The following is a 24319-nucleotide window of genomic DNA, read 5'->3' on the forward strand; positions in this document are numbered from 1 at the left end:
TCACTTCACCAGGGGCAGGTTATCGGCTTTCCAGCTGGAAACGCCACCGCTGAGCTTGGCGGCGGTGTAACCAGCCTTGAGCAGTTCGCGGCACAGGGTGCCGGACTGCTGGCCCATCGCGTCGACGACGATCAGGGTCTTCTCTTTGTGTTTTTCCAGCTCGCTCATACGGCCGGCGACTTTGTCCTGGGGAATGTTCAGCGCACCGACGATATGCCCGGCCGAGTATTCCTTGGCGGTACGGATATCGATCACCACGGCCTTGTCGGCGTTGACCAGGGCGGTCAGCTGGCCGTTGCTCAGGCTCTGGCCGCCACGGCGGACTTCGTTGATCAGCAGCAGGACCAGCAGGACGACGAAAATGGCCACCAGGATGTAGTGATCTGTCGCGAATTGAATCAGGTGAGCAACCATCAGGGGTGTTCCAGGCGATTGAAAATGGCGGCCAGTATACACAGCGCCCCATGACCGCCAAAGCCCACTGGGCTTGCGGCAAACGCGTCTTCATGTTGCATGCCTGACCGCGCTGGTCGGGCAAGGGGAGGAATATTCGCCGTCGCTGGCGGATTTGCCCTAAAATGCGTGTCTTTATCATCTTTGAACAACCGTGAGTTTGATTGATGACGAGTACGCCTAAACCCCTGGTCCTGATCATCCTGGATGGCTTCGGTCACAGCGAAAGCCCCGAATACAACGCCATCTTCGCTGCCAACACGCCGGTCTACGACCGCCTGCGCGCCACCCAGCCGCATGGCCTGATCTCCGGCTCCGGCATGGACGTGGGGCTGCCCGACGGGCAGATGGGCAACTCCGAAGTCGGTCACATGAACCTCGGCGCCGGCCGCGTGGTGTACCAGGACTTCACCCGGGTGACCAAGGCCATCCGTGACGGCGAGTTCTTCGAGAACCCCGTGCTCGGCGGCGCGGTGGACAAGGCCGTCGGCGCCGGCAAGGCCGTGCACATCCTCGGCCTGCTCTCCGACGGCGGCGTGCACAGCCACCAGGATCACCTGATCGCCATGGCCGAGCTGGCCGCGCAGCGTGGCGCCGAGAAGATCTACCTGCACGCCTTCCTCGACGGCCGCGACACCCCGCCGCGCAGCGCCCAGTCGTCGATCGAACTGCTCGACGCCACCTTCGCCCGCCTGGGCAAGGGCCGCATCGCCAGCCTGATCGGCCGCTACTACGCCATGGACCGCGACAACCGCTGGGACCGCGTCAGCGCCGCCTACAACCTGATCGTCGACAGCGCCGCCGAATACACCGCCGACAGCGCCCTTGCCGGCCTGCAAGCCGCCTACGCCCGCGACGAGAACGACGAGTTCGTCAAGGCCACGCGCATTGGTGAAGCCGTCAAGGTCGAGGATGGCGACGCGGTCATCTTCATGAACTTCCGCGCCGACCGCGCCCGCGAGCTGTCCCGGGCATTCGTCGAGCCGGACTTCAATGAATTCCCACGCGCACGCCTGCCCAAGCTGGCGGCGTACATCGGCCTGACCCAGTATTCGGCGAAAATTCCGGCGCCAGCCGCCTTTGCCCCGTCCAGCCTGGACAATGTCCTGGGCGAATACCTGGCGAAAAACGGCAAGACCCAACTGCGTATCGCCGAGACCGAGAAGTACGCCCATGTCACCTTCTTCTTCTCCGGCGGTCGTGAAGAGCCGTTCGAAGGCGAAGAACGCATCCTGATCCCGTCGCCGAAGGTCGCCACCTACGACCTGCAGCCGGAAATGAACGCTCCCGAGGTCACCGACCGCATCGTCGAGGCCATCGAGCAGCAGCGTTATGACGTGATCGTGGTCAACTATGCCAACGGCGACATGGTCGGCCATACCGGCGTGTTCGAAGCGGCGGTCAAGGCCGTCGAGGCCCTGGACGTCTGCGTCGGCCGTATCGTCGAGGCCCTGGACAAGGTCGGCGGCGAAGCGCTGATCACCGCCGACCACGGCAACGTCGAGCAGATGGAAGACGAGTGCACCGGCCAGGCGCACACCGCCCATACCAGCGAGCCGGTGCCGTTCATCTATGTCGGCAAGCGTCAGGTCAAGGTCCGCGAAGGCGGCGTGCTGGCCGATGTGGCGCCGACCATGCTCAAGCTGCTGGGGCTGGAAAAGCCGGTCGAGATGACCGGCACCTCGATCTTGATCGATCAGTAACAGCCCGTGGGAGCGGGCTTGACCCGCGATGGCGTCATCTGCGCCAGTGATGATCCAGCGCAAGACGCTATCGCGGGGCAAGCCCGCTCCCACGAGGGTTTTAACCCGCTTTACCCATGATTTCCAGACCAACGCCCCGCCGCCCACGCCGCGGGGCGTTTTTTTTGCAGGCCCGCAAGGGCATACTAGGCCAGTCTCCATCCCCGGTACGCCAAACCCCATGCTCCGCGCCCTCTTCTTACTAGCCCTGTCATGCCTGCTCACCCCGGCCTTCGCCGACGAGCGCGCGCAGACCCAGCAGCAGCTGGACGCCACCCGCCAGGACATCGCCGAGCTGAAGAAGATGCTGGGCAAGCTCCAGGAGGAGAAAGCCGGCGTGCAGAAAGACCTCAAGTCCACCGAGACCGACATCGGCACCCTCGAGAAACAGGTGGAGGCACTGCAGCAAGAACTAAAAAAGACCGAGGGCGAGCTGGAGCGCCTTGATCACGAGAAAAAAAAACTCCAGAGCGCCCGCGTTGAACAGCAACGCCTGATTGCCATCCAGGCCCGTTCGGCCTACCAGAACAATGGCCGCGAAGAATATCTGAAGCTGCTGCTGAACCAGCAGAACCCCGAGAAGTTCGCCCGTACCCTCACGTATTACGACTACTTGAGCAAGGCGCGCACGGACCAGTTGCGCGCCTTCAACGAGACGCTGCGCCAGCTGGCCAACGTCGAGCAGGACATCGCCCGCCAGCAGGAACAGCTGCTGACCCAACGCGCCGACCTCGACGGTCGCCGTCAGGCGCTGGTGGCCGAACGCGACAAGCGCCAGCAGGTGCTGGCCAAGCTCAACAGCGACATGAAAGAGCGCGACCAGAAGCTGCAGAGCCGCGAGCAGGACCAGGCCGACCTGGGCAAGGTGCTCAAGACCATCGAGGAAACCCTGGCCCGCCAGGCCCGCGAGGCCGAGGAAGCACGCCAGCGCGCCCTGCTGGCCAGGCAGGAAGAAGAAAAACGCCGCAAGGAGCAGGCCCTGGCCGCGGCGGCCCGTGCCCAGGAGCCCGAGGAGGCGCCGAAGAAGGCCCGCACCACCCTCGGCCCGGTGGTTTCCAGCGATGGCGCCAGCTACGGTGGCGCTTTTTCTGCGGCCCGGGGCAAACTTCCATGGCCGGTCAATGGTCGATTGCTGGCACGCTTCGGCGATACCCGCGGTGGCGATGCCCGGGCCAAGTGGGACGGGGTGATGATCGGCGCCAGCGCCGGCACCCAGGTACGCGCCGTGCACGGCGGGCGCGTGGTGTTCGCCGACTGGTTGCGCGGCGCTGGACTTCTGGTCATTCTCGACCATGGCAATGGCTACCTGAGCCTGTACGGCCACAACCAGAGCCTGCTCAAGAGCGCCGGCGACATCGTCAAGGCCGGTGATGCCATCTCCACCGTCGGCGACAGCGGTGGCCAGGACAACGCCGGTCTGTATTTCGCTATTCGCCAGCAGGGGCGGCCCACCGACCCCGCGCAATGGTGCCGAGGCTAGTGTCCTGTCTCGGAAATACGTTCTCTTTTGGCGAGTGGCTTGGGTGTTCGGCCAAGGCGCCGCGACGAGTCATAGCGGGGCTATGGCGAGGAGTGGCAACGCCGGCCGGGCGCCCAAGACGCCGCCAAAAGTGAACAGCTTATTTCCGAGACAGGGCACTGGATAATGCTACTTTTACGGCGCTGCCCACGAAACGGCGGCGCCGATGCTCCCGACGGGAGCACCAACAGGATCAGGAGTTCGTTCGACATGCTGCACTCGCCTCGCCTCACCCAGCTGGCCCTGACCATTGCCCTGGTCATCGGCGCGCCCCTGGCCGTTGCTGCCGAGCCGGCCAAGCCAGCGGCCAAGTCGGCTGCGGTGCCGGCCACCGAGGTGACCGCCAAGGCGCCCCTGCCGCTGGAAGAACTGCGCACCTTCGCCGAGGTCATGGACCGCATCAAGGCCGCCTATGTGGAGCCTGTCGACGACAAGACCCTGCTGGAGAACGCCATCAAGGGCATGCTCAGCAACCTCGACCCGCACTCGGCCTACCTTGGCCCCGAGGACTTCCAGGAGCTGCAGGAAAGCACCAGCGGCGAGTTCGGCGGCCTGGGCATCGAAGTGGGCATGGAAGACGGCTTCGTCAAGGTGGTCTCGCCCATCGACGACACCCCGGCCTCCCGCGCCGGCATCGAGGCCGGCGACCTGATCGTCAAGATCAACGGCGCGCCGACCCGCGGCCAGACCATGACCGAGGCCGTGGACAAGATGCGCGGCAAGATCGGCGAGAAGATCACCCTGACCCTGGTGCGCGACGGCGGCACGCCGTTCGACGTGACGCTGGCCCGCGCGGTGATCCAGGTCAAGAGCGTCAAGAGCCAGCTGCTGGAGAACGACTACGGCTACATCCGTATCACCCAGTTCCAGGTCAAGACCGGCGACGAGGTGGGCAAGGCCCTGGCCAAGCTGCGCAAGGACAACGGCAAGAAGCTGCGCGGCGTGGTCCTGGACCTTCGCAACAACCCCGGCGGCGTGCTGCAGTCGGCGGTGGAGGTGGCCGACCACTTCCTGACCAAGGGCCTGATCGTCTACACCAAGGGCCGCATCGCCAACTCCGAGCTGCGCTACTCCGCCGACCCGGCCGACGCCAGCGAAGGCGTGCCGCTGGTGGTGCTGATCAACGGCGGCAGCGCCTCGGCCTCGGAAATCGTCGCCGGCGCCCTGCAGGACCAGAAACGCGCCGTGCTGATGGGCACCGACAGCTTCGGCAAGGGCTCGGTGCAGACCGTGCTGCCGCTGGCCAACGACCGTGCATTGAAGCTCACCACCGCGCTGTACTTCACCCCCAACGGCCGCTCGATCCAGGCCCAGGGCATCGTCCCGGACATCGAGGTGCGTCCGGCCAAGCTCACCGCCGAGGCCGACAACGACAACTTCAAGGAAGCCGACCTGCAGGGCCACCTGGGCAACGGCAACGGCGGCGCCGACCGCCCGAGCGGCAGCAGCAAGCGCAAGGATCGCCCGCAGGACAACGACTTCCAGCTCAGCCAGGCCCTCAGCCTGCTCAAGGGCCTGAACATCACCAAGGGCGACTGACCGCTTCCCATGCGTTACCTGCTGTTCACGCTGTTCTGCCTCATGTTCGGTGCCGCCCAGGCGGCGCCGGGCAAGGCCTACCTGAGCATCATCATCGACGACCTGGGCCAGAGCAGCGAGCGTGACAGCCGCACCCTCGCCCTGCCCGGCCCGGTCACGATGGCGATCATGCCCGACACGCCCCACGCCACCGACTTCGCCCGCCAGGCCCACAAGGCCGGGCGCACGGTGATCCTGCACATGCCCATGGACCCGGCCAACGGCCCCTACGCCTGGCACCCCGGCACGGCGATCGAGGAACTGGCCCGGCGCCTGGACGCCGCCTTGGCCAAGGTGCCCTACGCCGCCGGCATCAATAACCACATGGGCAGCCGCATGACCGCCCAGCGTGAACCAATGCGCTGGCTGATGGAGGAACTGCAACGCCGCCACCTGTTCTTCGTCGACAGCCGCACCAGCGCCGCCACCGTGGCGGCGGCCGAGGCCCAGGCGGTTGGCCTGGCCCATGTTTCAAGGGATGTATTTCTCGATGACGTGCGCACCACGGAGGCGATAAGCGGACAGCTTCAGCTAGGCATCGCCCAGGCCCGCAAGCAAGGCTCTGCGGTGCTGATCGGCCACCCCTATCCGCAGACGTTGGAGGTGCTGGCTCGTGAAATCCCCCGACTCAAGGCCCAGGGCATCGAGTTGATCGGTCTGCCGCAGATGATCGCCGAACGCGGCAACCAGGCCATGCCCGCCCATGGCCACCAGGGCCGCTACAGCAATCGCTGAAGCGTCGCCCGATCCAGACCAACGTGGGAGCGGGCTAGCCCCGCGATCACCGGCGAAGCCGGTGCTGGCAGGGCATCGCGGGCCAATCCCGCTCCCTCGCTGGTGATACCCATGCCGCCTATCACGCATATCCATAAGCACCACCTGACGCCCCATCCCCCTAGGCACGCTCGCATCGGTCATCCCTACAGGAGCTCACCCGATGCCAACGTTAACCACCACTCTCCTTGCCCTGGCCATGCCCTGGGCCATAACCACAACACTCGCAGACACCACCGATACGCCGACACTGCTGGACAATGCCCACGGCGAGCACGCCCACTGGAGTGGCATCGGCCGTCTGAACCTGGCGAATGGCGACCAATGCATTGCCACACTGATCGATAGCGGCGGCACCGAACCCACCAAGACAGGTCCCGCCTACCTGCTGACCAGCGGCCACTGCCTGGACACCCGCAATGGCCGGATCATCCACGATCAGCCGGCCCAGGGCACGATCACCTTCAACTACTTCGCCGACACCCCGAACACGCGCCCAAGCTTCGCACTCAAGCGCACGCTCTGGAGCAGCATGCAGGGCAGCGACCTGGCGCTGGTGGAACTGGACGCCAGCCTCGCCCAGGTAATGGCCGCAGGTATCCAGCCGCTGAAACTGGGTTCCAGCTCAGCCCCAGGCAGCGCGGTGGTGATGGTAGGTGAGGCCAGCAACCCAGACTCAGGACTGCGCGCGGTCCAGTGCACAGAGCAGGACCAGGCCAGCGTGACCGAGTTTCCCTGGGTCTGGCGCAAGCTCAAGGTGAACGACTGCCCAAGCAGCGGCAAAGGCGCCTCGGGCAGCGCGGTAATCGACCAGGCGAGCGGACACCTGGTCAGCGTCGTCAACAGCGCGCCCTTCGGCGCAACGCAGAACAACTACGCCATCCCGGTCCAACGTGTGCTCGGCTGCTTTCACCAGGGTCACGCCGACCTGAGCTTCGAACAATGCGCCCTGCTACCCGGCTTCCAGATCACCCAGCAAGGACCGGCCCGCCTGCTCAGGCGACTTGGCAACGACTTATCGGCCGCCACCTGGGACCTGACCCTCAAGATCGATACTCCGCGCTACCGCTACAAGCAGGTGCGCGACGCGCTCGAGTGCGAGGACGCGGTTGGCTACAGCGGCACGATCTCCGCCAGCGAACGGCGCATCGACGACCCGATCGGCAGCGAGCCTGGCCGCTACTACCTGTGCCTGGTCGGCGTGCAATCGCCTGAGCAGCGTCCCTTTCCGGCGCTGCTGGCCAACGCCCTGAGCTTGCCCGTCGAAGTGATTCCGGCGGGGCTTCCTGAGGTCCGCTACAGCCTTGATCGTCACGAGCAGGGCCACGTCATCGTCGACTGGCATTCCGAGCAGCCCTACCTGAGCCACTACCTGGTCAAGTACGGCGCTGCGGACCGGATGGACTGCGACAGCGACTTCGGTTACCGCCGCGCCCTGACACCCACCCAGGTCATTCAGGCATCACGGTTGCCGGCGATACTCTGTAGCCGCGCCATCGATCTCGACAGGCAGGTGGCGTCGACTCACCGCGAGTTGTTGCCCGCGCAGGAGCGATGACCCAGGGCCCTGCCTGCTTGCAGACAGGGCCGCTCCGTCAGCTCAGGGGAATGATTCCCGCCACATCGGCTGCAGTAAGTCGCCCCCTGTGCACCCGCTCGCCACTGACCGCTTCGTACTGTCGCCCCATGAAACGCTGGCTCCAGACCTTCAGATGCCCATGGATAAACGCATCCAAAGGCGCGGACTGTGATGCCAGATGGAAATGCGCCGCCCAGAGGCTACGACCCTTCGTTGCCCCTGGGGCATTCAGGCGAGTGATCCTGAACTCGTCGAAGGGACTGGTAGCAATCGACGTGTCCCGCCTGACGTAATCCACCTTGATCAGCCCCTGATCATGGAGGAAGCGCAACCCCTGCGCGGTCGGGTAGCGGGTCTTGCCGTACAGTTCAGTCAGCAGGCGAATACGCTGTACCTCGAAATCGGTCACAGCGGCGCTCAGAGGTGCGGTCCGCACCTCACTCACGCCCTGCTCGGCCAGCACGGCAGCCGCTTCCTGCATTTTTTCGATCTGGCGCTTCAACAAGCGCTCTATGGCCTGGCCGTTGACGTCATCCCTCACATAGGCCTCGGCGATGGCGAGCACATCCTGTTTATCCTCGAGCAATGACGACAAGAGCCCTTCGATATCCTCCGCCTCGCCCTCGACCGGCGGCACCTCGGCTGTCTCCTCACGCTGGTGCCATTCACCATCCGTCAGTTCAAACACCTGTAGCGCTTTCTTGCTGAGCGGATCCTGAACCTCCCACGCCGCCTGTCCCTCCACCTGCGTGGCAACGACCAACAGACCGTCGTTATTGCGCAACGCCCGCTGGGGGACCGCCGCCCTCGGATAAGGCACTCTCCTGGGCGCTGTCAGTGCGCCATCCTGTTCGCAGAGCGCATCCACCAGACGGCGTCCGGCATCATCCTTGAGCAACTGCATGTGGGTCCGGTAACGCTGGAGCATGTCAACCTCGACCAGGGCCCCGCCCGTGCGTTCCAGGTGCTGGGCGTTGACGATCGCCGCTGCATAGGCGTCCCAGGCTTGCTGGAGAATGCTGATCCTGTCGGCTACGCCCAGGCTCGACATCAGTGACTCACCGTGAGCGGTGGCCGCCCCTCGAAGCGTGTCGGCTGCGAGGTCTTCCCGGTACCTGAACAACTGGCGCTGACCGCCATCCAGGTGCAGCGCGAGGTCGGCCAGATTCAGGGCGTGGTGAAAGCGCAGGTCGATGGTGGTAAAGCTGCGCTTGGCGACCACTTGTCCAACCGTCCACTGTATGCCACCCAGGCCAAGATTCAGTTCGTCCGGCACGCCAGCAAGCAACTCGTCCAGAGCGCCCTGGGCGACCAGCATGCGTTCCTGAATCTCTATGACCTTTGCAAGCTCTGCACGAAATTGCCGGTACTGCTGACGTACCTGCGCTCCCACACCCGCGTCGAACTGCGCGGCCAATTCAGTCATCCGCGGAAAATTCGCCAGGTGCTGCAACTCACTGAGAATGAAATCGCTGTTACGGATCAGCCCGGCGATCAACGTCTCTCTTTGCAGCTGGAGCGTCTGGGCGAACCCCGCTTTTCGGTAGCTGCCGTACTTGGGCTCGAGCATGGACTGCAGGATGTCGCACTGCTCGCGATCCAGCCGCACCACCTGCTCAGCCTGGGCGACTGCCTGCAGACGCAGGTGATCCTGCTCGATGTCGAGCGCGGCATATCGCTGCTCGTAGGAAGCCATGATCCTGTCGGAGCTGGCCATGTCGAATGTGCCGTCCTTGATCTGCTCGGCCTCCAGCCGCCGACGCGCTTCCTCCTCCTTCAGCCCGCCCAGGTGCCTGATTCGCTCCTCGGCCTTGATAACCTCGCGCGTGAGCCGATGGAATTCCTTCATTTCGACATTGGCCGTTTCGGCCAGCCCATCGGTTCTAGATTGCAACTTGGCAAACTGTTGCGCCAGGCGTTCCCTTGGCATGCCACCACTGAGGCGCAAGCGGGCATCGATTCGCCAGGCGCCTTGCTCGAACACCAGCCACGGCCCCTTCTTGCGGGCCGCACCGATGACCCTGACTTCTTCACCTGCCACTTGCACGGCGAACACCTCGCCGAGCATGGCGACATACTGTTGACCGCCAATCTCATACAAGCCTGTCGACGAAGGTGACAGCCCCTCCACCACGATGCTCGCGCGCATCGCCATCAACGCCTTGCGCTGCTCTGGAGCCAGCCAGTTGAACCCCTGGTTGCCCCGCCAGGAAAAGTCGATAGCCAGCCCATCCGGCATGGCGAGCGGTCCCGGCATACCCACCTTGCCTTGCGTCGGCTCGACCCTGGCTGCCGCATGGCCACCCTCCTGCGCCGGTCGCCCGTCGAACGCCTTGGCATCGGGCGTCGAAATCGTCCCAGCCACCTCTGCGCGCGGCAGCCGTGCATGCAGCAGCGTCATGCCCAGGTTGACAAGCAGATCGACGGTGGCCGCCTCCCGCTCGAACTCACTGCCCCGCTCCAGGGCCTGGCCGTCACCCTGCAGGCTGGCGAGGGTCTGAACCAGCCAGGCCACAGTGGCCACTGGCCCCCGGACCAGCAAGGTGGCCACATCAAACAGCAGCCAGGCGCCTTTTCCAAGGGTCGCCCAACGCTGCTCGGCATTGGATGTGCTCTGGCGATCGGCAAGGGTCACCAGCACCGCCCGGTTCGCTGCGTAGAGTTTCTCGTCCACATCACTCAACCAAAGGTGCGCGTCGAATCGAACAGGCCCTGGCCGCTCGGGCAACTGATAGGGGTCGATACCGACATGGGTGATGTGTGGCTCGGCAAATCCACCGTTGTCATAGACAGGGCGAACATCCGGGTCCATCCAGGTCAGGATGCTCTGCTGCAACGTATCCAATGTGCGAATCGCCGCCATCATCGTGTCGATATCGGCATACTGGCGCAGCGGATCGGTCTGGTAGAGCGGGCGGTAGAGCAGCACCAGTGAAGGCGCCGTGGAAAACAGCACGTACATCCCCTGCACCAGATCGTAACGAACCGACGACTGCTGCCGCTTGAAGGCGAGCGGTATCAACCCGCCGGATTGCGTCGCCGCGTCGAAGCTGCCTTTGCACAGGTCGAGGACGCACTGCAGGCCTGCTTCGGTAATCTTGCGGTCGAGTTTTGCCTGCAGGGCGGTGAACCGCAGGGACTGGCGCCATTCCCGGGCGAAACGCCGGGTACGTTCGGAGCGGCTCGCCGGATCGTCCAGTGCATTGGCCACGTAAGCTGGATAACGGCCACCGATGTCGACAGCCTGCACGAGCCTCTTCAGGTACGCGGCGTTCATCCAGGACGTGACCAATTGATCGTGGGTGTGCCTGATGCGCTTGATGGTGGCATCGCCCAGGGCGCCGAGATTGGCAATGGCGAACTCGGTCAGCGTCATCTCGCCCGCCGGCACCAGAGGTTCTCCACCGCCGCTGCCAATGCCTGCACCACCCGGCATGCCTTTGCCGACCTGAAGTTCCAGGACCAGCTCATCGGGGAAGTAGTTGGCATCCACCGGATAGTCCTCGAGCATCTGCTTGCGCAGTTGCTGACGGGCATAGGCCCGCAGGTCGAGCACGCCGTCCAGGGCCGCCACACCTTCTGCGTCAGCCTGGTCCAGGGCCAGGTCCAACAACCCCGACTGATAGGCAAAGCTGTCGCTCGCCGACGCAAGGCCTATGCCTGGCGGCACCGCAGACGAACTGTCCTCTTCGACGAAGTAGCCGCCCACGAACCACTGCGCAGGGTCGCTCAGATCCGCGAACAGGTCTTCCAGCCGGGCCAGGGTCAATCCCTGCAAGCGCAGTTGCCCGATACCTTCGAGCATATGCCCGAGCAGCAATGCGCTCAGCTGGGCGAAAACATTGCCTTCGAGCTCGTGACGATCCCAGGTCATGGCGGTGAACCGGTAACGCAATGCAAGCTCGTCACGCAACGCCAGGGCGAAATCATCCAGCGCCGCGAAAGCCCTGACCTGACTCGACGGCGCGCACCACAGCACGACCTCACGCTCATCCCACTCTCCCGCCAACAGCAAGCCAGGCTGCATCAGCGGGTACTGCTGTCCATCCGCGGTCAGCTTCGCCTCCACGACGAACACCGAAGGTTGGTCATCGCCGCCGCGGATCAAGCCTCGGACACAGGCTTGCTGCTGGTCGTCCAGCCCATGCAGCGGCAGATTGCGCAACAGCGCCATTTTCAGCATCAGCTGAAACCAGCTGTCGCGACTCTTGCCTGAGCTGCCCGGCTCGCGCCAGTAGTCGACCTGAGCCTGGCAGAAGTGCTCGATCACTGCTGCCGGCAATGCGTTGAGCGCCGGAGAAATACCCGTGAGGCGACGCGTGTCCAGCGCGTTGTGCGAGCCGGGGAAACGGTGTAGACCTGCCAGGCCGAGGTTGTGATGACGCCCGTCGATAGCTTCCAGGTCCAACGGTGTGCCGTCGAGCATCGCCTGCAGCACGACATCCACCAGCGAGGCGGTGGTCCAGTACTCGCTATCGGGATCAGGGCTGTCCAGGATCAGCGGATCGGCTGATTCCAACGCTGGCTCGACGAAAGCCAGCCAGGGCAGCTCCGTCAGCAGTACTTGCAGCAGTTGCCGGCTGACAACCTGACGCAGGGTCGGGCGGTCTGCGAACTGCCTGGCAACGGCGCGCTTGAAGTCGAAGATCTGGGTCGAGGTATTGCTCATGCAAGGGCTCCGCTCATGGATGAGCCGCCACCATGCCCCCGCCCCCGCACGGGGCAGGCACTACATATTGCCCACCCGAAACGACAAGGGGCCCGACGCTTGCGCGCCGGGCCCCTCGCTCACTTCAGCCGTGATCAGCTATACACGCGCCCCAGCAGCTGGCGGTGGCTTTCGAACTGATCGAGCACGTCACGCACGATCTGCTCACGGGTGAAGCCCATCAGGTCGTACTCCTGGCTGCCGTCGTGCAGGTAGACCTCGGCACGGTAGAAGCGCTGGCGCACTTCCGGCTCGCCCTCGACCGGCGCCTCGCTAGGCGCGGCCATGTAGCCGTCCAGGCTGGCTTCGTAGACGAACGGGTTGCCCTCTTCCATCATCACCCGCAGGCCCATCATGTTGCGCGACTGGCCAACACGGGTCTCGACCTCGAAGCCCAGGGTGCGCAGCTGCTCGGCGGCTTCTTTCAGCGCCGGGCTGACCTGCTTGTCCATGAAGCGCTGGACCACGGCCTGGGTCGGTTGCAGGTCCAGCTGGCTCAGGCGCTCGCTGAAGCCGCGACGGCCACGGGCGGCCAGTTCGGCGCGCTCACTCTCGACCGCGACGTCCTGCTTCATGGCCTTCATCAGGCCGAACATGAACAGCACCAGGACCACCGAGAACGGCAGGCCGGCCAGCACCACCATGGTCTGCATGGCTTCGAAGTTACCGGCGAACAGCAGGCCGATGGTGACCAGGGTGATGACCACCGACCAGAACACCACCATCCAGTGCGGGGCGTCTTCGTCGACCTTGCCGCCCTTGCACGACAGGTTGGCCATCATCACCGCGCCGGAGTCGGCCGGGGTCAGGAACAGCACGAAGCCGACGAACACTGCCACACCGATGACGATCTTGGCCGCCGGGAAGAACTCCAGCAGCTGGTAGATCGACATCGACGGCTGTTCGAGCGCCGTCTTGCCCAGCTCCACGGCGCCCTGGTTGATCACCAAGTCCAGCGCGGTGTTGCCGAAGATCGACAGCCAGGCCAGGGTGAAGCCCAGCGGGATCAGCAGCACGCCGCTGACCAGCTGGCGCACGGTACGGCCCTTGGAGATACGGGCGATGAACATGCCGACGAACGGGCCCCAGGAGATCCACCAGGCCCAGTAGAACACGGTCCACAGGCCCAGCCAGCGCTCGGATTTGTCGTTGTCGCCTTCATAGACGTAGAGGTCGAAGGTCTTGAGCACGACACCGTTGAGGTAGTCACCGATGTTCTGCACGAAGCCGTTGAGCAGGTGCAGGGTGTTGCCGGCCAGCAGCACGAAGATCAGCAGGCCGCTGAACAGCAGGATGTTCAGGTTGGACAGGCGACGGATACCGTTCTCCACGCCCGACACCGCGGCCACGGTGGCAACGCCGGCCATGACCAGGATCACCACCAGCAGGTTGGTCTTGCTGTGGTCCATGCCGAACAGGTATTCCAGGCCCGAGGCGACCTGCATCGAGCCGATGCCGAGGTTGGTCACCAGGCCCAGCAGGGTGACGAACATGCCGAAGATGTCCACGGCATGACCCGCGCCACCCTTGACCCAACGCTCACCGACCAGCGGGTACAACGCCGAACGCAGCGCCAGCGGCTGGTTGTGACGGTAGGCGAAGTAACCCACGGCAAGACCGACCAGGGCGTAGATCGCCCAGCCGTGCAGGCCCCAGTGCAGGAAGGTCAGCTGCAGGCCCTGGCGCGCGGCCTCGAGGCTGGCTGGGGTGCCTTCTGGCGGGTTGAAGTAATGGTCCAGCGGCTCGGAGGCGCCGAAGTACAGCAGCGAGATACCGATGCCCGAGGAGAACAGCATGCCGGCCCAGGCGCCGTAGCTGAAGTCGGGGGTATCGTCCTTGCCGCCAAGCTTGAGCTTGCCGTAGTCGGAGAAGGCCAGGTAGACGACGAACAGCAGGTAACCGCAGATCACCAGCATGTAGTACCAGCCGAAGGTACGGGTCAGCCATTTCTGGGCGACGCCCAGCGCCTGGCCAGCGGCTTCGGGGACAGCGATCAGCAGGGCAGTCAGAACGAGGATCATCAGCGCCGAGGTGTAGAACACCACGCGGTTGACCCGTACCCGCTCGGCGGGGGGGGTTGTCAGGGAGGCAGAACTCATTGCACGAATGCTCCGGGCAGTGCGGCAGTGGAGGCTAAACAGTTATGTCCCGCGCAATTGGTGCAATAGCCCTACTGCGCAAGGTGTTATAAAAGGCACCTGGAAACCGTGATCCCGAATCGAAACGCTGCAAAAAAAACAGACCGGCCGCCTGTCGCCTTGCCACGCACTCAGCAGAAGGTGCGCGCATTCGCCACAGACCACCTGGCCCGCTCCAAGGGCCGACCGCGCAGTCCATGACCGCTCGGCAGAATCTGTCCTTTGCATCGCTCATGCCCGTCAACGCCTTGTATTCCGGGGGTTACACGATTTCCTGGGGTGTCGATTCGTGTCCCTTTGACGGCCTGAAAAACTGTCAATGGCACAAATTGTCGCAGAGCTTATTCTTTATTGATTGAACGTTCAATCAAAACAAAATAGACTGGCCTCGCCGAGGCAGCCGCTCGTCGTCTGCCCGCAGGCCTGAGGAGATAGCAAGATGCCCAAGGTCGGTATGCAACCCATCCGCCGCCAGCAGTTGATCGAAGCCACATTGCAGGCGGTCGATCAGGTCGGACTGGGCGATGCCAGCATTGCGCTGATTGCCCGTTTGGCCGGCGTGTCGAACGGCATCATCAGTCACTACTTTCAGGACAAGAACGGCCTGATCGCAGCGACGATGCGCCACATCATGAACATGCTCAACGAGGGTGTGATCGCGCGTCGTCAGGCACTCACGGACGACAGCCCGCGTGCCCACCTGAAGGTGATCATCGAAGGCAACTTCGATGCGAGCCAGGTGAATGGCCCGGCAATGAAAACCTGGTTGGCCTTCTGGGCCTCCAGCATGCACCAACCGTCTTTGCACAGGTTGCAGCGGATCAACGATCACCGTCTGTATTCCAACCTGTGCTGTCAGTTCCGCCGCGCCCTGCCGCTCTACCATGCGCGCAAGGCTGCCCGCGGGCTGGCAGCCCTGATCGACGGCCTGTGGTTGCGTGGCGCCCTGTCGGGGGATGCATTCGACACCGACCAGGCGATACGCATCGCTTACGAATACATGGATCTACAACTGGCGAAACAGCAGTCCCTGGGCACAACCGACCAGGCCTCTGAACAGCCGCGCGCAGCGACCAGCCAACCGGCAGGAGCGTGACGCGGCAGCCAACCACACACTGCACTTGCGAGGACACTATGGCCCGTTTCGGAACGCAAAAACTCTACATTGATGGCGCTTACGTCGACGCTGGCAGCGACGCCACCTTCGAAGCCATCAACCCGGCCACCGGCGAAGTCCTCGCCCATGTGCAGCGCGCGACCCAAGCCGACGTCGAAAAAGCCGTCGAAAGCGCCGAGCGCGGCCAGAAAGTCTGGGCGGCGATGACCGCCATGCAGCGTTCGCGCATCCTGCGCCGCGCCGTCGACATCCTGCGCGAGCGCAACGATGAGCTGGCCATGCTGGAAACCCTGGACACCGGCAAGTCGTACTCCGAGACCCGCTACGTCGACATCGTCACCGGCGCCGACGTACTGGAGTACTACGCAGGCCTGGTACCGGCCATCGAAGGCGAGCAGATCCCGCTGCGCGAATCGTCCTTCGTCTACACCCGCCGCGAGCCGCTGGGCGTGACCGTCGGTATCGGCGCCTGGAACTACCCGATCCAGATCGCCCTGTGGAAATCCGCCCCGGCCCTGGCCGCCGGCAACGCGATGATCTTCAAGCCGTCGGAAGTCACCTCGCTGACCACCCTGAAACTGGCCGAGATCTTCACCGAAGCCGGCCTGCCGAACGGCGTGTTCAACGTCCTGACCGGCAGCGGCCGCGAAGTCGGCACCTGGCTGACCGAGCACCCGCGCATCGAGAAAGTCTCCTTCACCGGCGGCACCACCACCGGCAAGAAAGTCATGGCCAGCGCCTCCAGCTCGTCGCTGAAGGAAGTGACCATGGAACTGGGCGGCAAGTCGCCACTGATCATCTGCGACGACGCCGACCTGGACAAGGCCGCCGACATCGCCATGATGGCCAACTTCTACAGCTCGGGTCAGGTCTGCACCAACGGCACCCGCGTGTTCATCCCAGCCTCGATGAAAGCCGCCTTCGAAGCCAAGATCGCCGAGCGCGTCGCCCGCATCCGTGCCGGCAACCCGGAAGACGAGAACACCAACTTCGGCCCGCTGGTCAGCTTCCAGCACATGGAAAGCGTGCTGTCGTACATCGCCAAGGGTAAAGAAGAAGGCGCCCGCGTACTGTGCGGCGGTGAGCGTCTGCTGGACGGCGACTTCGCCAAGGGCGCGTTCGTGGCCCCGACCGTGTTCACCGACTGCAGCGACGACATGACCATCGTCAAGGAAGAGATCTTCGGCCCGGTGATGAGCATCCTCAGCTACGAGACCGAGGAAGAAGTCATCCGTCGTGCCAACGACACCGAATACGGCCTGGCCGCCGGCGTCTGCACCAACGACATCAGCCGCGCCCACCGCATCATCCACAAGCTCGAGGCCGGCATCTGCTGGATCAACGCCTGGGGCGAGTCGCCGGCCGAAATGCCGGTTGGCGGTTACAAGCAGTCGGGCGTCGGCCGTGAGAACGGTGTCAGCTCGCTGGCTCAATACACTCGCATCAAGTCGGTCCAGGTCGAGCTGGGCGGCTACAACTCGGTTTTCTAAACCCCGTTTAGCCACGCCCGTGCCTTCGCGCACGGGCGTTTCCGCTCCCTGACAACCGCCAACGAGGGTACTTTTCATGTCCCAAGAATTCGATTACATCATCGTCGGTGCCGGCTCGGCCGGTAACACCCTGGCCACCCGTCTGACCGAAGACGCCAGCGTCACCGTGCTGCTGCTGGAAGCCGGTGGCCCCGACTATCGCTTCGACTTCCGCACCCAGATGCCGGCCGCCCTGGCCTTCCCGCTGCAGGGTCGTCGCTACAACTGGGCCTACGAGACCGATCCGGAGCCGCACATGGACGGTCGCCGCATGGAATGTGGCCGCGGCAAGGGCCTGGGCGGCTCGTCGCTGATCAACGGCATGTGCTACATCCGTGGCAACGCCATGGACTTCGACGGCTGGGCGGAACTGCCAGGCCTCGAGGACTGGACCTACCTGGACTGCCTGCCGTACTTCCGTAAAGCCGAAACCCGCGACATCGGCCCGAACGACTACCACGGCGGCGACGGCCCGGTCAGCGTGGCCACGCCGAAAGCCGGCAACAACCCGCTGTTCCACGCCATGGTCGAAGCCGGCGTGCAGGCCGGTTACCCGCGCACCGAAGACCTCAACGGCTACCAGCAGGAAGGCTTCGGCCCGATGGACCGTTCGGTGACCAAGAACGGCCGTCGCTCCAGCACCGCCCGCGGCTACCTGGACCAGGCCAAGAAGCGCCCGAACCTGACCATCGTCACCCACGCCCTGACCGACCGCGTGCTGTTCGACAACAAGCGCGCCGTTGGTGTGACCTACCTGGTGGGTGACAGCGAAGAGCGCGTCGAAGCCCGCGCCCGCAAGGAAGTCATCGTTTCCTCCGGCGCCATCGCCTCGCCGCAGCTGCTGCAGCGCTCCGGCGTCGGCCCGCGCGCGCTGCTGGAAAGCCTCGACATCCCGGTGGTCCACGACCTGCCAGGCGTCGGCGAGAACCTGCAGGACCACCTGGAACTGTACCTGCAGTACGCCTGCACCCAGCCGGTGTCGCTGTATCCGTCGCTGCTGTGGTGGAACCAGCCAGCCATCGGCGCCGAGTGGCTGTTCAACGGCACTGGCATCGGCGCCAGCAACCAGTTCGAGGCCGGCGGCTTCATCCGCACCCGTCCTGAATTCAAGTGGCCGAACATCCAGTACCACTTCCTGCCGGTAGCGATTAACTACAACGGCTCGAACGGTGTGAAGGAACACGGCTTCCAGGCGCACATGGGTTCCATGCGCTCGCCGGCCCGTGGTCGCATCCAGGCCAAGTCGAAAGACCCGCGCCAGCACCCAAGCATCCTGTTCAACTACATGTCCACCGAGCAGGACTGGCAGGAATTCCGTGACGGTATTCGCCTGACCCGCGAAATCATGGCCCAGCCGGCGCTGGACCCGTACCGCGGTCGCGAGATCAGCCCAGGCGCCCACGTGCAGACCGATGAAGAGCTGGACAAGTTCATCCGCGAGCACGCCGAAACCGCCTTCCACCCGTCCTGCTCGTGCAAGATGGGCACCGACGACATGGCAGTGGTCGACGGCGAAGGTCGCGTCCATGGCATGCAGGGCCTGCGCGTGGTCGACGCCTCGATCATGCCGCTGATCATCACCGGCAACCTGAACGCCACCACGATCATGATCGCCGAGAAGATCTCGGACAAGATCCGTGGTCGCAAGCCGCTGCCGCGCAGCACCGCCAAGTACTACGTGGCGGGCGATGCACCAGTGAAGGGCAAGCCGATGCGTGAAGTGAAGCAGGCCTGATCAGGCCCGTGGGAGCGGGCTTGCCCCGCGATAGCGAGAGATCTGCTGACATCGCTGTTCTGACGGACACCATCGCGGGGCAAGCCCGCTCCCACGCTCCCCCCTGATCCAAAAGGCACCTCTCGAGGTGCCTTTTCTACATATGCAGAAACGCTTTACAGCCTGCCAATTCATCAGGTTAGAATCGATTGGCACGTGACCTGCTAGTTCATGCTGCAAGTCTTATTCCCCGCTGTCCCGGAGTACCTGCCTTTGGATGCGAGCACCATAAACAGTCTGTTCCTGATCGGCGCGCTGCTGGTCGGGGCCAGTATCCTGGTCAGCTCGCTGTCGTCACGCCTGGGCATCCCCATTCTGGTCATCATCCTCGCGGTCGGCATGCTCGCCGGGGTCGATGGTGGCGGCATCATCTTCAACAACTACCCGACCGCCTACCTGGTGGGCAACCTGGCACTCGCCGTGATCCTGCTCGACGGCGGTCTGCGCACCCGGGTGGCGAGCTTCCGCGTGGCGCTGTGGCCGGCCCTGTCGCTGGCCACGGTCGGCGTCTTGATCACCACCGGCCTGACCGGCATGGTCGCCGCCTGGCTGTTCGACCTGAGCCTGATCCAGGGCCTGCTGATCGGCGCCATCGTCGGCTCCACCGATGCCGCGGCGGTGTTCTCGCTGCTCGGCGGCAAGGGCCTGAACGAACGGGTCACCGCCACCCTGGAGATCGAGTCGGGCAGCAACGACCCGATGGCGGTGTTCCTCACCGTCACCCTGATCGACATGATCGCCAGCGGCCAGACCGGCCTGCACTGGAGCCTGCTCACCCACCTGCTGCGCGAGTTCGGCATCGGCGGGCTGATGGGCCTGGGCGGCGGCTGGCTGATGCTGCAACTGGTCAACCGCATCAACCTGGCCAGCGGCCTGTACCCGATCCTGGTGGTGGCTGGCGGCCTGGCGGTGTTCTCCCTGACCAACGCCCTGCACGGCAGCGGCTTCCTCGCCGTCTACCTGTGCGGCCTGGTGCTGGGCAACCGGCCGATCCGCAGCCGCCACGGCATCCTGCACATGCTCGACGGCATGGCCTGGCTGGCACAGATCGGCATGTTCCTGGTGCTCGGCCTGCTGGTCACGCCCCACGACCTGCTGCCCATCGCCCTGCCGGCCCTGGGCCTGGCGCTGTGGATGATCCTGGTGGCCCGGCCGCTGTCGGTGGTGGCCGCCCTGCTGCCGTTCAAGGCCTTCCATGGCCGCGAGAAGGGCTTTATCAGCTGGGTCGGCCTGCGTGGCGCGGTGCCGATCATCCTGGCGGTGTTCCCGCTGATGGCGGGGCTGCCCCAGGCCCAGCTGTTCTTCAACCTGGCCTTCTTCATCGTGCTGGTGTCGCTGCTGGTGCAGGGCACCAGCCTGCCGTGGATGGCCAAGCTGCTGAAGGTCACGGTACCGCCTGACCCGGCGCCGATTTCCCGCTCCGCGCTCGAAGTACACGTCACCAGCGAGTGGGAGCTGTTCGTCTATCGCCTGGGCGCCGAGAAATGGTGCATCGGTGCCGCCCTGCGCGAGCTGAAGATGCCCGAGGGCACGCGCATCGCCGCGCTGTTCCGCGGTGAGCAACTGCTGCACCCGTCGGGCAGCACCGTGCTGGAAATCGGCGACATGCTCTGCGTGATCGGCCACGAACATAACCTGCCGGCGCTGGGCAAGCTGTTCAGCCAGGCACCGCAGCGTGGCCTGGACCTGCGCTTCTTCGGCGACTTCGTCCTCGAAGGCGATGCCGAGCTGGGCGCGGTGGCCGCGCTGTATGGCCTGAAACTCGATGGCCTGGACGCGAAGATGCCGCTGGCGCAGTTCATCCGACAGAAGGTCGGAGGCGCTCCAGTAGTGGGCGACCAGATCGAATGGCACGGCACGATCTGGACCGTCGCGGTCATGGACGGGAACAAGATCCAGAAAGTGGGCGTCAGATTCCCCGAAGGTACCCGCCCCGGACCCGGGCTGTTCCTCTAAACTCCGATTTGCCGCGTAACACAAGAACTCTGCCTATGTCCCTGCGTGACCATTGCCGCGCAGCCCTGCTGGGGCTGTGCCTGACCTTCTCGTTCGCCGCCGGCGCGGTGGAAATCCCGACCACCCCGGGCATCCAGAGCAGCCTGAGCAAGATCGCCGAGCGCAAGCTGCCGGAAACCGAGCAGAAAGCCGTGCAGCAGGTGCTGGAGCAGACCCTGGCGCTGCTCAACGCCCGCGACGACAGCGAAAAGAAGCTCGAAGCCCTCAAGCAGCAGCTGGCCAGCGCGCCCCAGGAAATCCGCGACAGCCAGCGCGAGCTGATCAAGCTCAAGGCCAGCCCCACCCTGCCGGTGGCGCAGCGCTATGCCAGCCTGACGGTGCCGCAGCTCGAACAGATGCTCAGCGAGCGCAGCACCCAGCAGGGCGACCTGCAGAAGGCGCTGTCCGAAGCCAACAGCCTGATCATCAATTCGCAGACCCGCCCTGAACGCGCCCAGGCCGAGATCAGCAACAACCAGATGCGCGTCCAGCAGATCAACAACAGCCTCAAGAGCGGCAAGGACAACGGCAAGTCGATCAACGCCGACCAGCGCAACCAGCTCAACGCCGAACTGGCCTCGCTCAACGCCCTGACCCTGCTGCGCCGCCAGGAGCTGGCCGGCAACAGCGTGCTGCAGGACCTGGGCAATGCCCGCCACGACCTGCTGATCGAGCGCGCCACCCGCCTGGAACAGGAAATCCAGGACCTGCAGACGCTGATCAACGAAAAGCGCCTGGCCCAGTCGCAACAGACCGTCACCCGCCAGTCGATCGAGGCGCAGAAGGCCGGCGGCAGCAACCTGCTGGCCACGGAGAGCACCGCCAACCTGCAGCTGTCCGACTACCTGCTGCGCAGCACCGACCGCCTCAACGAGGTGACCCAGCAGAACCTGCGCACCAAGCAGCAGCTCGACAGCCTTACCCAGGCCGACCAGGCCCTGGACGAGCAGATCAACGTGCTCAAGGGCAGCCTGCTGCTGTCGAAGATCCTCTACAAGCAGAAACAGGCCCTGCCGCACCTGAAGCTTGACCGCGACCTGGCCGACCAGATCGCCGATATCCGCCTCTACCAGTTCGAGGTCAACCAGCAGCGCGAACAGATGAGCAGCCCGTCCAACTACGTGGACAAGCTGCTGGCCAGCCAGCCCGAGGAAGATGTCACCCCGCAACTGCGCAAGGCCCTGCTGGAAGTGGCGATCACCCGCGGCGACCTGCTCGAACGGCTGAACCGCGAACTGTCGGCGCTGCTCAACGAGTGCATCACCCTGCAACTGAACCAGAAGCAGTTGCTGAGCACCGCCCAGAACCTGCGCACCACGCTGGAAGAGCAGATGTTCTGGATCCCCAGCAACAAGCCGCTGGACTGGCAGTGGCTGCGCGAAGTGCCCGAGCGCCTGACCTACCAGGTGGCCAGCCTGCCGTGGGGCGCGGGTATCAAGGAGCTGGGCGACGGCCTGGTGCAGCAACCGCTGCTATTCCTGCCGCTGATCCTGGTGATCGGCGCCCTGCTGTGGCGGCGCAAGGCGCTGTACCGACGGCTGGGCAAGGTCCACCAGGACATCGGCCACTTCAAGCGCGACAGCCAGTGGCACACGCCCCAGGCGATCCTGATCAACATCCTCCTGGCCCTGCCAGTGGCCCTGGCCCTGACCCTGGGCAGCTACGCCCTGCAGCTCGATGCCCGTGGGCAGAATGCCAACCTCGGCGCCGCCCTGTGGCAGATCGCCCAGGCCTGGCTGGTGTTCTACACCGCCTACCGCATCCTCGCCCCGGGCGGCGTGGCCGAGATCCACTTCCGCTGGCACAAGCCGCAGGTCGAGTTCCTGCGCGGCTGGGTACGCCGGCTCGGCACCGTGGTACTGGCCCTGGTCGGCGTGGTGGCGGTGGCCGAGCACCAGCCGTCGGCCCTGGCCGACGACGTGCTGGGCATCGGCGTGGTACTGACCTGCTATGCGCTGATGGCCTGGCTGCTCAGCCGCCTGCTGCTGAGCAGCCCGGCGCACCAGAACACCTCGCTGTTCCGCAAGGCCGTCGGGGTTGCTTTCACCGCCCTGCCCATCGCCCTGTTCGTGGCGGTGTGCTTCGGCTACTACTACACCGCCCTCAAGCTCACCGACCGGCTGATCTACACCCTCTACCTGCTGCTGTTCTGGCTGGTGATCGAGGCCGCGTTCGTGCGTGGCCTGTCGGTGGCAGCGCGGCGCCTGGCCTACCAGCGCGCCCTGAGCAAACGCCAGGCGGCCAAGGAAGGGCTCGACGGCGAGGTGGTGGTCGAAGAGCCGACCCTGGACATCGAGCAGGTCAACCAGCAGTCCCTGCGCCTGATCCGCCTGGCCCTGCTCGGCGGCTTCATCGGCGGGCTGTACTGGGTATGGGCGGACCTGATCACGGTATTCGCCTACCTCAACAACATCACCCTTTACGAGTACAGCAGCGGCACCGGCGCGGCGGCCAGCATGGTGCCGATCAGCCTCGGCGACCTGCTCGGCGCCATGGTCATCGCCGGTATCGCCGTGGCCCTGGCCAGCAACCTGCCGGGGCTGCTCGAAGTGCTGGTGTTGTCGCGCCTGAACCTTGCCCAGGGCAGCGCCTACGCCATCACCACGTTGCTGTCCTACGTGATCGCCGGCGTCGGCATCGTCAGCACCCTGGCCACCCTCGGGGTCAGCTGGGACAAGCTGCAATGGCTGGTAGCGGCACTGTCGCTGGGCCTTGGCTTCGGCATGCAGGAGATCTTCGCCAACTTCATCTCCGGCATCATGATCCTGTTCGAGCGCCCGGTGCGCATCGGCGACACCATCACCATCGGCAACCTGTCCGGCACAGTGAGCAAGATCCGCATCCGCGCCACCACCATCACCGACTTCGACCGCAAGGACATCATCGTCCCCAACAAGACCTTCATCACCGGCCAGCTGATCAACTGGTCGCTGACCGACACGGTCACCCGGGTGACGCTGAAGCTGGGCATCGACTACGGCTCGGACCTGGACCTGGTGCGCGACCTGCTGCTCAAGGGCGCCCACGAGAACCCGCGGGTGCTCAAGGATCCGGAGCCGCTGGTGTACTTCCTCAACTTCGGCGAAAGCTCGCTGGACCACGAGCTGCGCATGCACGTGCGCGACCTGGGCGACCGTAACCCGACGCTGGACGAACTGAACCGCTATATCAACCGCGAGTTCAAGGCGCACAACATCAAGATCTCGGTGCGCCAGGTGGAGGTGTTCCTGATGGATACCAAGGGTGACAAGCAGCAGTTGATCCCGATGGAGCGCAAGCCGGACAGCACGCCGCCGAGTTGAGTGGACGCCAAGGGGCATGCACCCTGACAATGTCCTACCGCATCGCGGGGCAAGCCCGCTTCCACACTGCTGCGTGGGAGGGGGCTTGCCCCGCGATCATTCCAATCGCGG

The 24319-nt window shown here is 64.6% G+C and carries 13 protein-coding genes; 10 read left to right on the forward strand and 3 right to left on the reverse strand.

Annotated features, from left to right (window positions below; translation table 11 throughout):
- Positions 1-414 carry a rhodanese-like domain-containing protein gene (locus tag K2O50_RS24650; RefSeq protein ID WP_028688411.1) on the reverse strand — a complete coding sequence of 138 codons (414 nt, stop codon included), beginning with the start codon at positions 412-414 and terminating at the stop codon, positions 1-3.
- A gap of 206 nt (positions 415-620) precedes the next feature.
- On the opposite strand from K2O50_RS24650, the gene gpmI reads away from it, so the two are divergent.
- The 5 genes from gpmI (at position 621) to K2O50_RS24675 (ending at position 7624) form a co-directional block, all read left to right on the forward strand.
- Entirely contained in the window at positions 621-2156 is a 1536-nt protein-coding gene (gene gpmI / locus K2O50_RS24655) for a 2,3-bisphosphoglycerate-independent phosphoglycerate mutase (RefSeq protein WP_050707299.1), read from the forward strand.
- 220 nt (positions 2157-2376) lie between these two features.
- Positions 2377-3675, forward strand: a complete 1299-nt coding sequence (locus tag K2O50_RS24660) for a murein hydrolase activator EnvC (RefSeq protein ID WP_050707300.1) — start codon at positions 2377-2379, stop codon at positions 3673-3675.
- A gap of 249 nt (positions 3676-3924) precedes the next feature.
- Positions 3925-5253, forward strand: a complete 1329-nt coding sequence (locus K2O50_RS24665; RefSeq protein WP_050707301.1) for a S41 family peptidase — start codon at positions 3925-3927, stop codon at positions 5251-5253.
- Positions 5254-5262: 9 nt separating this feature from the next.
- Positions 5263-6027 carry a divergent polysaccharide deacetylase family protein gene (locus tag K2O50_RS24670; RefSeq protein WP_050707302.1) on the forward strand — a complete coding sequence of 255 codons (765 nt, stop codon included), beginning with the start codon at positions 5263-5265 and terminating at the stop codon, positions 6025-6027.
- A 202-nt stretch (positions 6028-6229) separates the two neighbouring features.
- Positions 6230-7624, forward strand: coding sequence for a serine protease (locus K2O50_RS24675; protein ID WP_050707303.1), 1395 nt, complete (start codon positions 6230-6232; stop codon positions 7622-7624).
- Positions 7625-7661: 37 nt separating this feature from the next.
- Here K2O50_RS24675 and K2O50_RS24680 read toward each other — a convergent pair whose 3' ends face one another.
- Both K2O50_RS24680 and K2O50_RS24685 read right to left on the reverse strand, forming a co-directional pair.
- Positions 7662-12314, reverse strand: a complete 4653-nt coding sequence (locus K2O50_RS24680) for a dermonecrotic toxin domain-containing protein (protein ID WP_050707304.1) — start codon at positions 12312-12314, stop codon at positions 7662-7664.
- Positions 12315-12448: 134 nt separating this feature from the next.
- Positions 12449-14452, reverse strand: a complete 2004-nt coding sequence (locus K2O50_RS24685) for a BCCT family transporter (RefSeq protein ID WP_050707305.1) — start codon at positions 14450-14452, stop codon at positions 12449-12451.
- A 478-nt stretch (positions 14453-14930) separates the two neighbouring features.
- On the opposite strand from K2O50_RS24685, the gene betI reads away from it, so the two are divergent.
- The 5 genes from betI to mscK all read left to right on the forward strand — a co-directional run bounded on the left by betI (position 14931) and on the right by mscK (position 24208).
- Entirely contained in the window at positions 14931-15587 is a 657-nt protein-coding gene (gene betI / locus K2O50_RS24690; protein ID WP_050707306.1) for a transcriptional regulator BetI, read from the forward strand.
- Positions 15588-15625: 38 nt separating this feature from the next.
- Positions 15626-17098: a betaine-aldehyde dehydrogenase gene (gene betB, locus K2O50_RS24695; RefSeq protein WP_050707307.1), complete on the forward strand. Its 1473-nt coding sequence runs from the start codon at positions 15626-15628 to the stop codon at positions 17096-17098.
- A 76-nt stretch (positions 17099-17174) separates the two neighbouring features.
- Entirely contained in the window at positions 17175-18872 is a 1698-nt protein-coding gene (gene betA / locus K2O50_RS24700; RefSeq protein ID WP_050707308.1) for a choline dehydrogenase, read from the forward strand.
- Positions 18873-19124: 252 nt separating this feature from the next.
- Positions 19125-20867, forward strand: coding sequence for a potassium/proton antiporter (locus tag K2O50_RS24705; protein ID WP_050707309.1), 1743 nt, complete (start codon positions 19125-19127; stop codon positions 20865-20867).
- A 35-nt stretch (positions 20868-20902) separates the two neighbouring features.
- Positions 20903-24208 (forward strand): mechanosensitive channel MscK, encoded by a 3306-nt coding sequence (gene mscK / locus K2O50_RS24710; protein ID WP_050707310.1) that lies wholly within the window; start codon positions 20903-20905, stop codon positions 24206-24208.
- Positions 24209-24319: the final 111 nt, after the last annotated feature.

Source organism: Pseudomonas sp. 2hn, assembly GCF_019646095.1.
GTDB lineage: Bacteria > Pseudomonadota > Gammaproteobacteria > Pseudomonadales > Pseudomonadaceae > Aquipseudomonas > Aquipseudomonas peradeniyensis.

Coding starts and splice junctions, on each gene's coding strand:
- K2O50_RS24670 (WP_050707302.1), top strand. CDS start 5,263: ATGCGTTACCTGCTGTTCACGCTGTTCTGCCTCATGTTCGGTGCCGCC.
- K2O50_RS24675 (WP_050707303.1), top strand. CDS start 6,230: ATGCCAACGTTAACCACCACTCTCCTTGCCCTGGCCATGCCCTGGGCC.
- K2O50_RS24665 (WP_050707301.1), top strand. CDS start 3,925: ATGCTGCACTCGCCTCGCCTCACCCAGCTGGCCCTGACCATTGCCCTG.
- K2O50_RS24660 (WP_050707300.1), top strand. CDS start 2,377: ATGCTCCGCGCCCTCTTCTTACTAGCCCTGTCATGCCTGCTCACCCCG.
- K2O50_RS24685 (WP_050707305.1), bottom strand. CDS start 14,452: ATGAGTTCTGCCTCCCTGACAACCCCCCCCGCCGAGCGGGTACGGGTC.
- betB (WP_050707307.1), top strand. CDS start 15,626: ATGGCCCGTTTCGGAACGCAAAAACTCTACATTGATGGCGCTTACGTC.
- betI (WP_050707306.1), top strand. CDS start 14,931: ATGCCCAAGGTCGGTATGCAACCCATCCGCCGCCAGCAGTTGATCGAA.
- gpmI (WP_050707299.1), top strand. CDS start 621: ATGACGAGTACGCCTAAACCCCTGGTCCTGATCATCCTGGATGGCTTC.
- betA (WP_050707308.1), top strand. CDS start 17,175: ATGTCCCAAGAATTCGATTACATCATCGTCGGTGCCGGCTCGGCCGGT.
- mscK (WP_050707310.1), top strand. CDS start 20,903: ATGTCCCTGCGTGACCATTGCCGCGCAGCCCTGCTGGGGCTGTGCCTG.
- K2O50_RS24650 (WP_028688411.1), bottom strand. CDS start 414: ATGGTTGCTCACCTGATTCAATTCGCGACAGATCACTACATCCTGGTG.
- K2O50_RS24680 (WP_050707304.1), bottom strand. CDS start 12,314: ATGAGCAATACCTCGACCCAGATCTTCGACTTCAAGCGCGCCGTTGCC.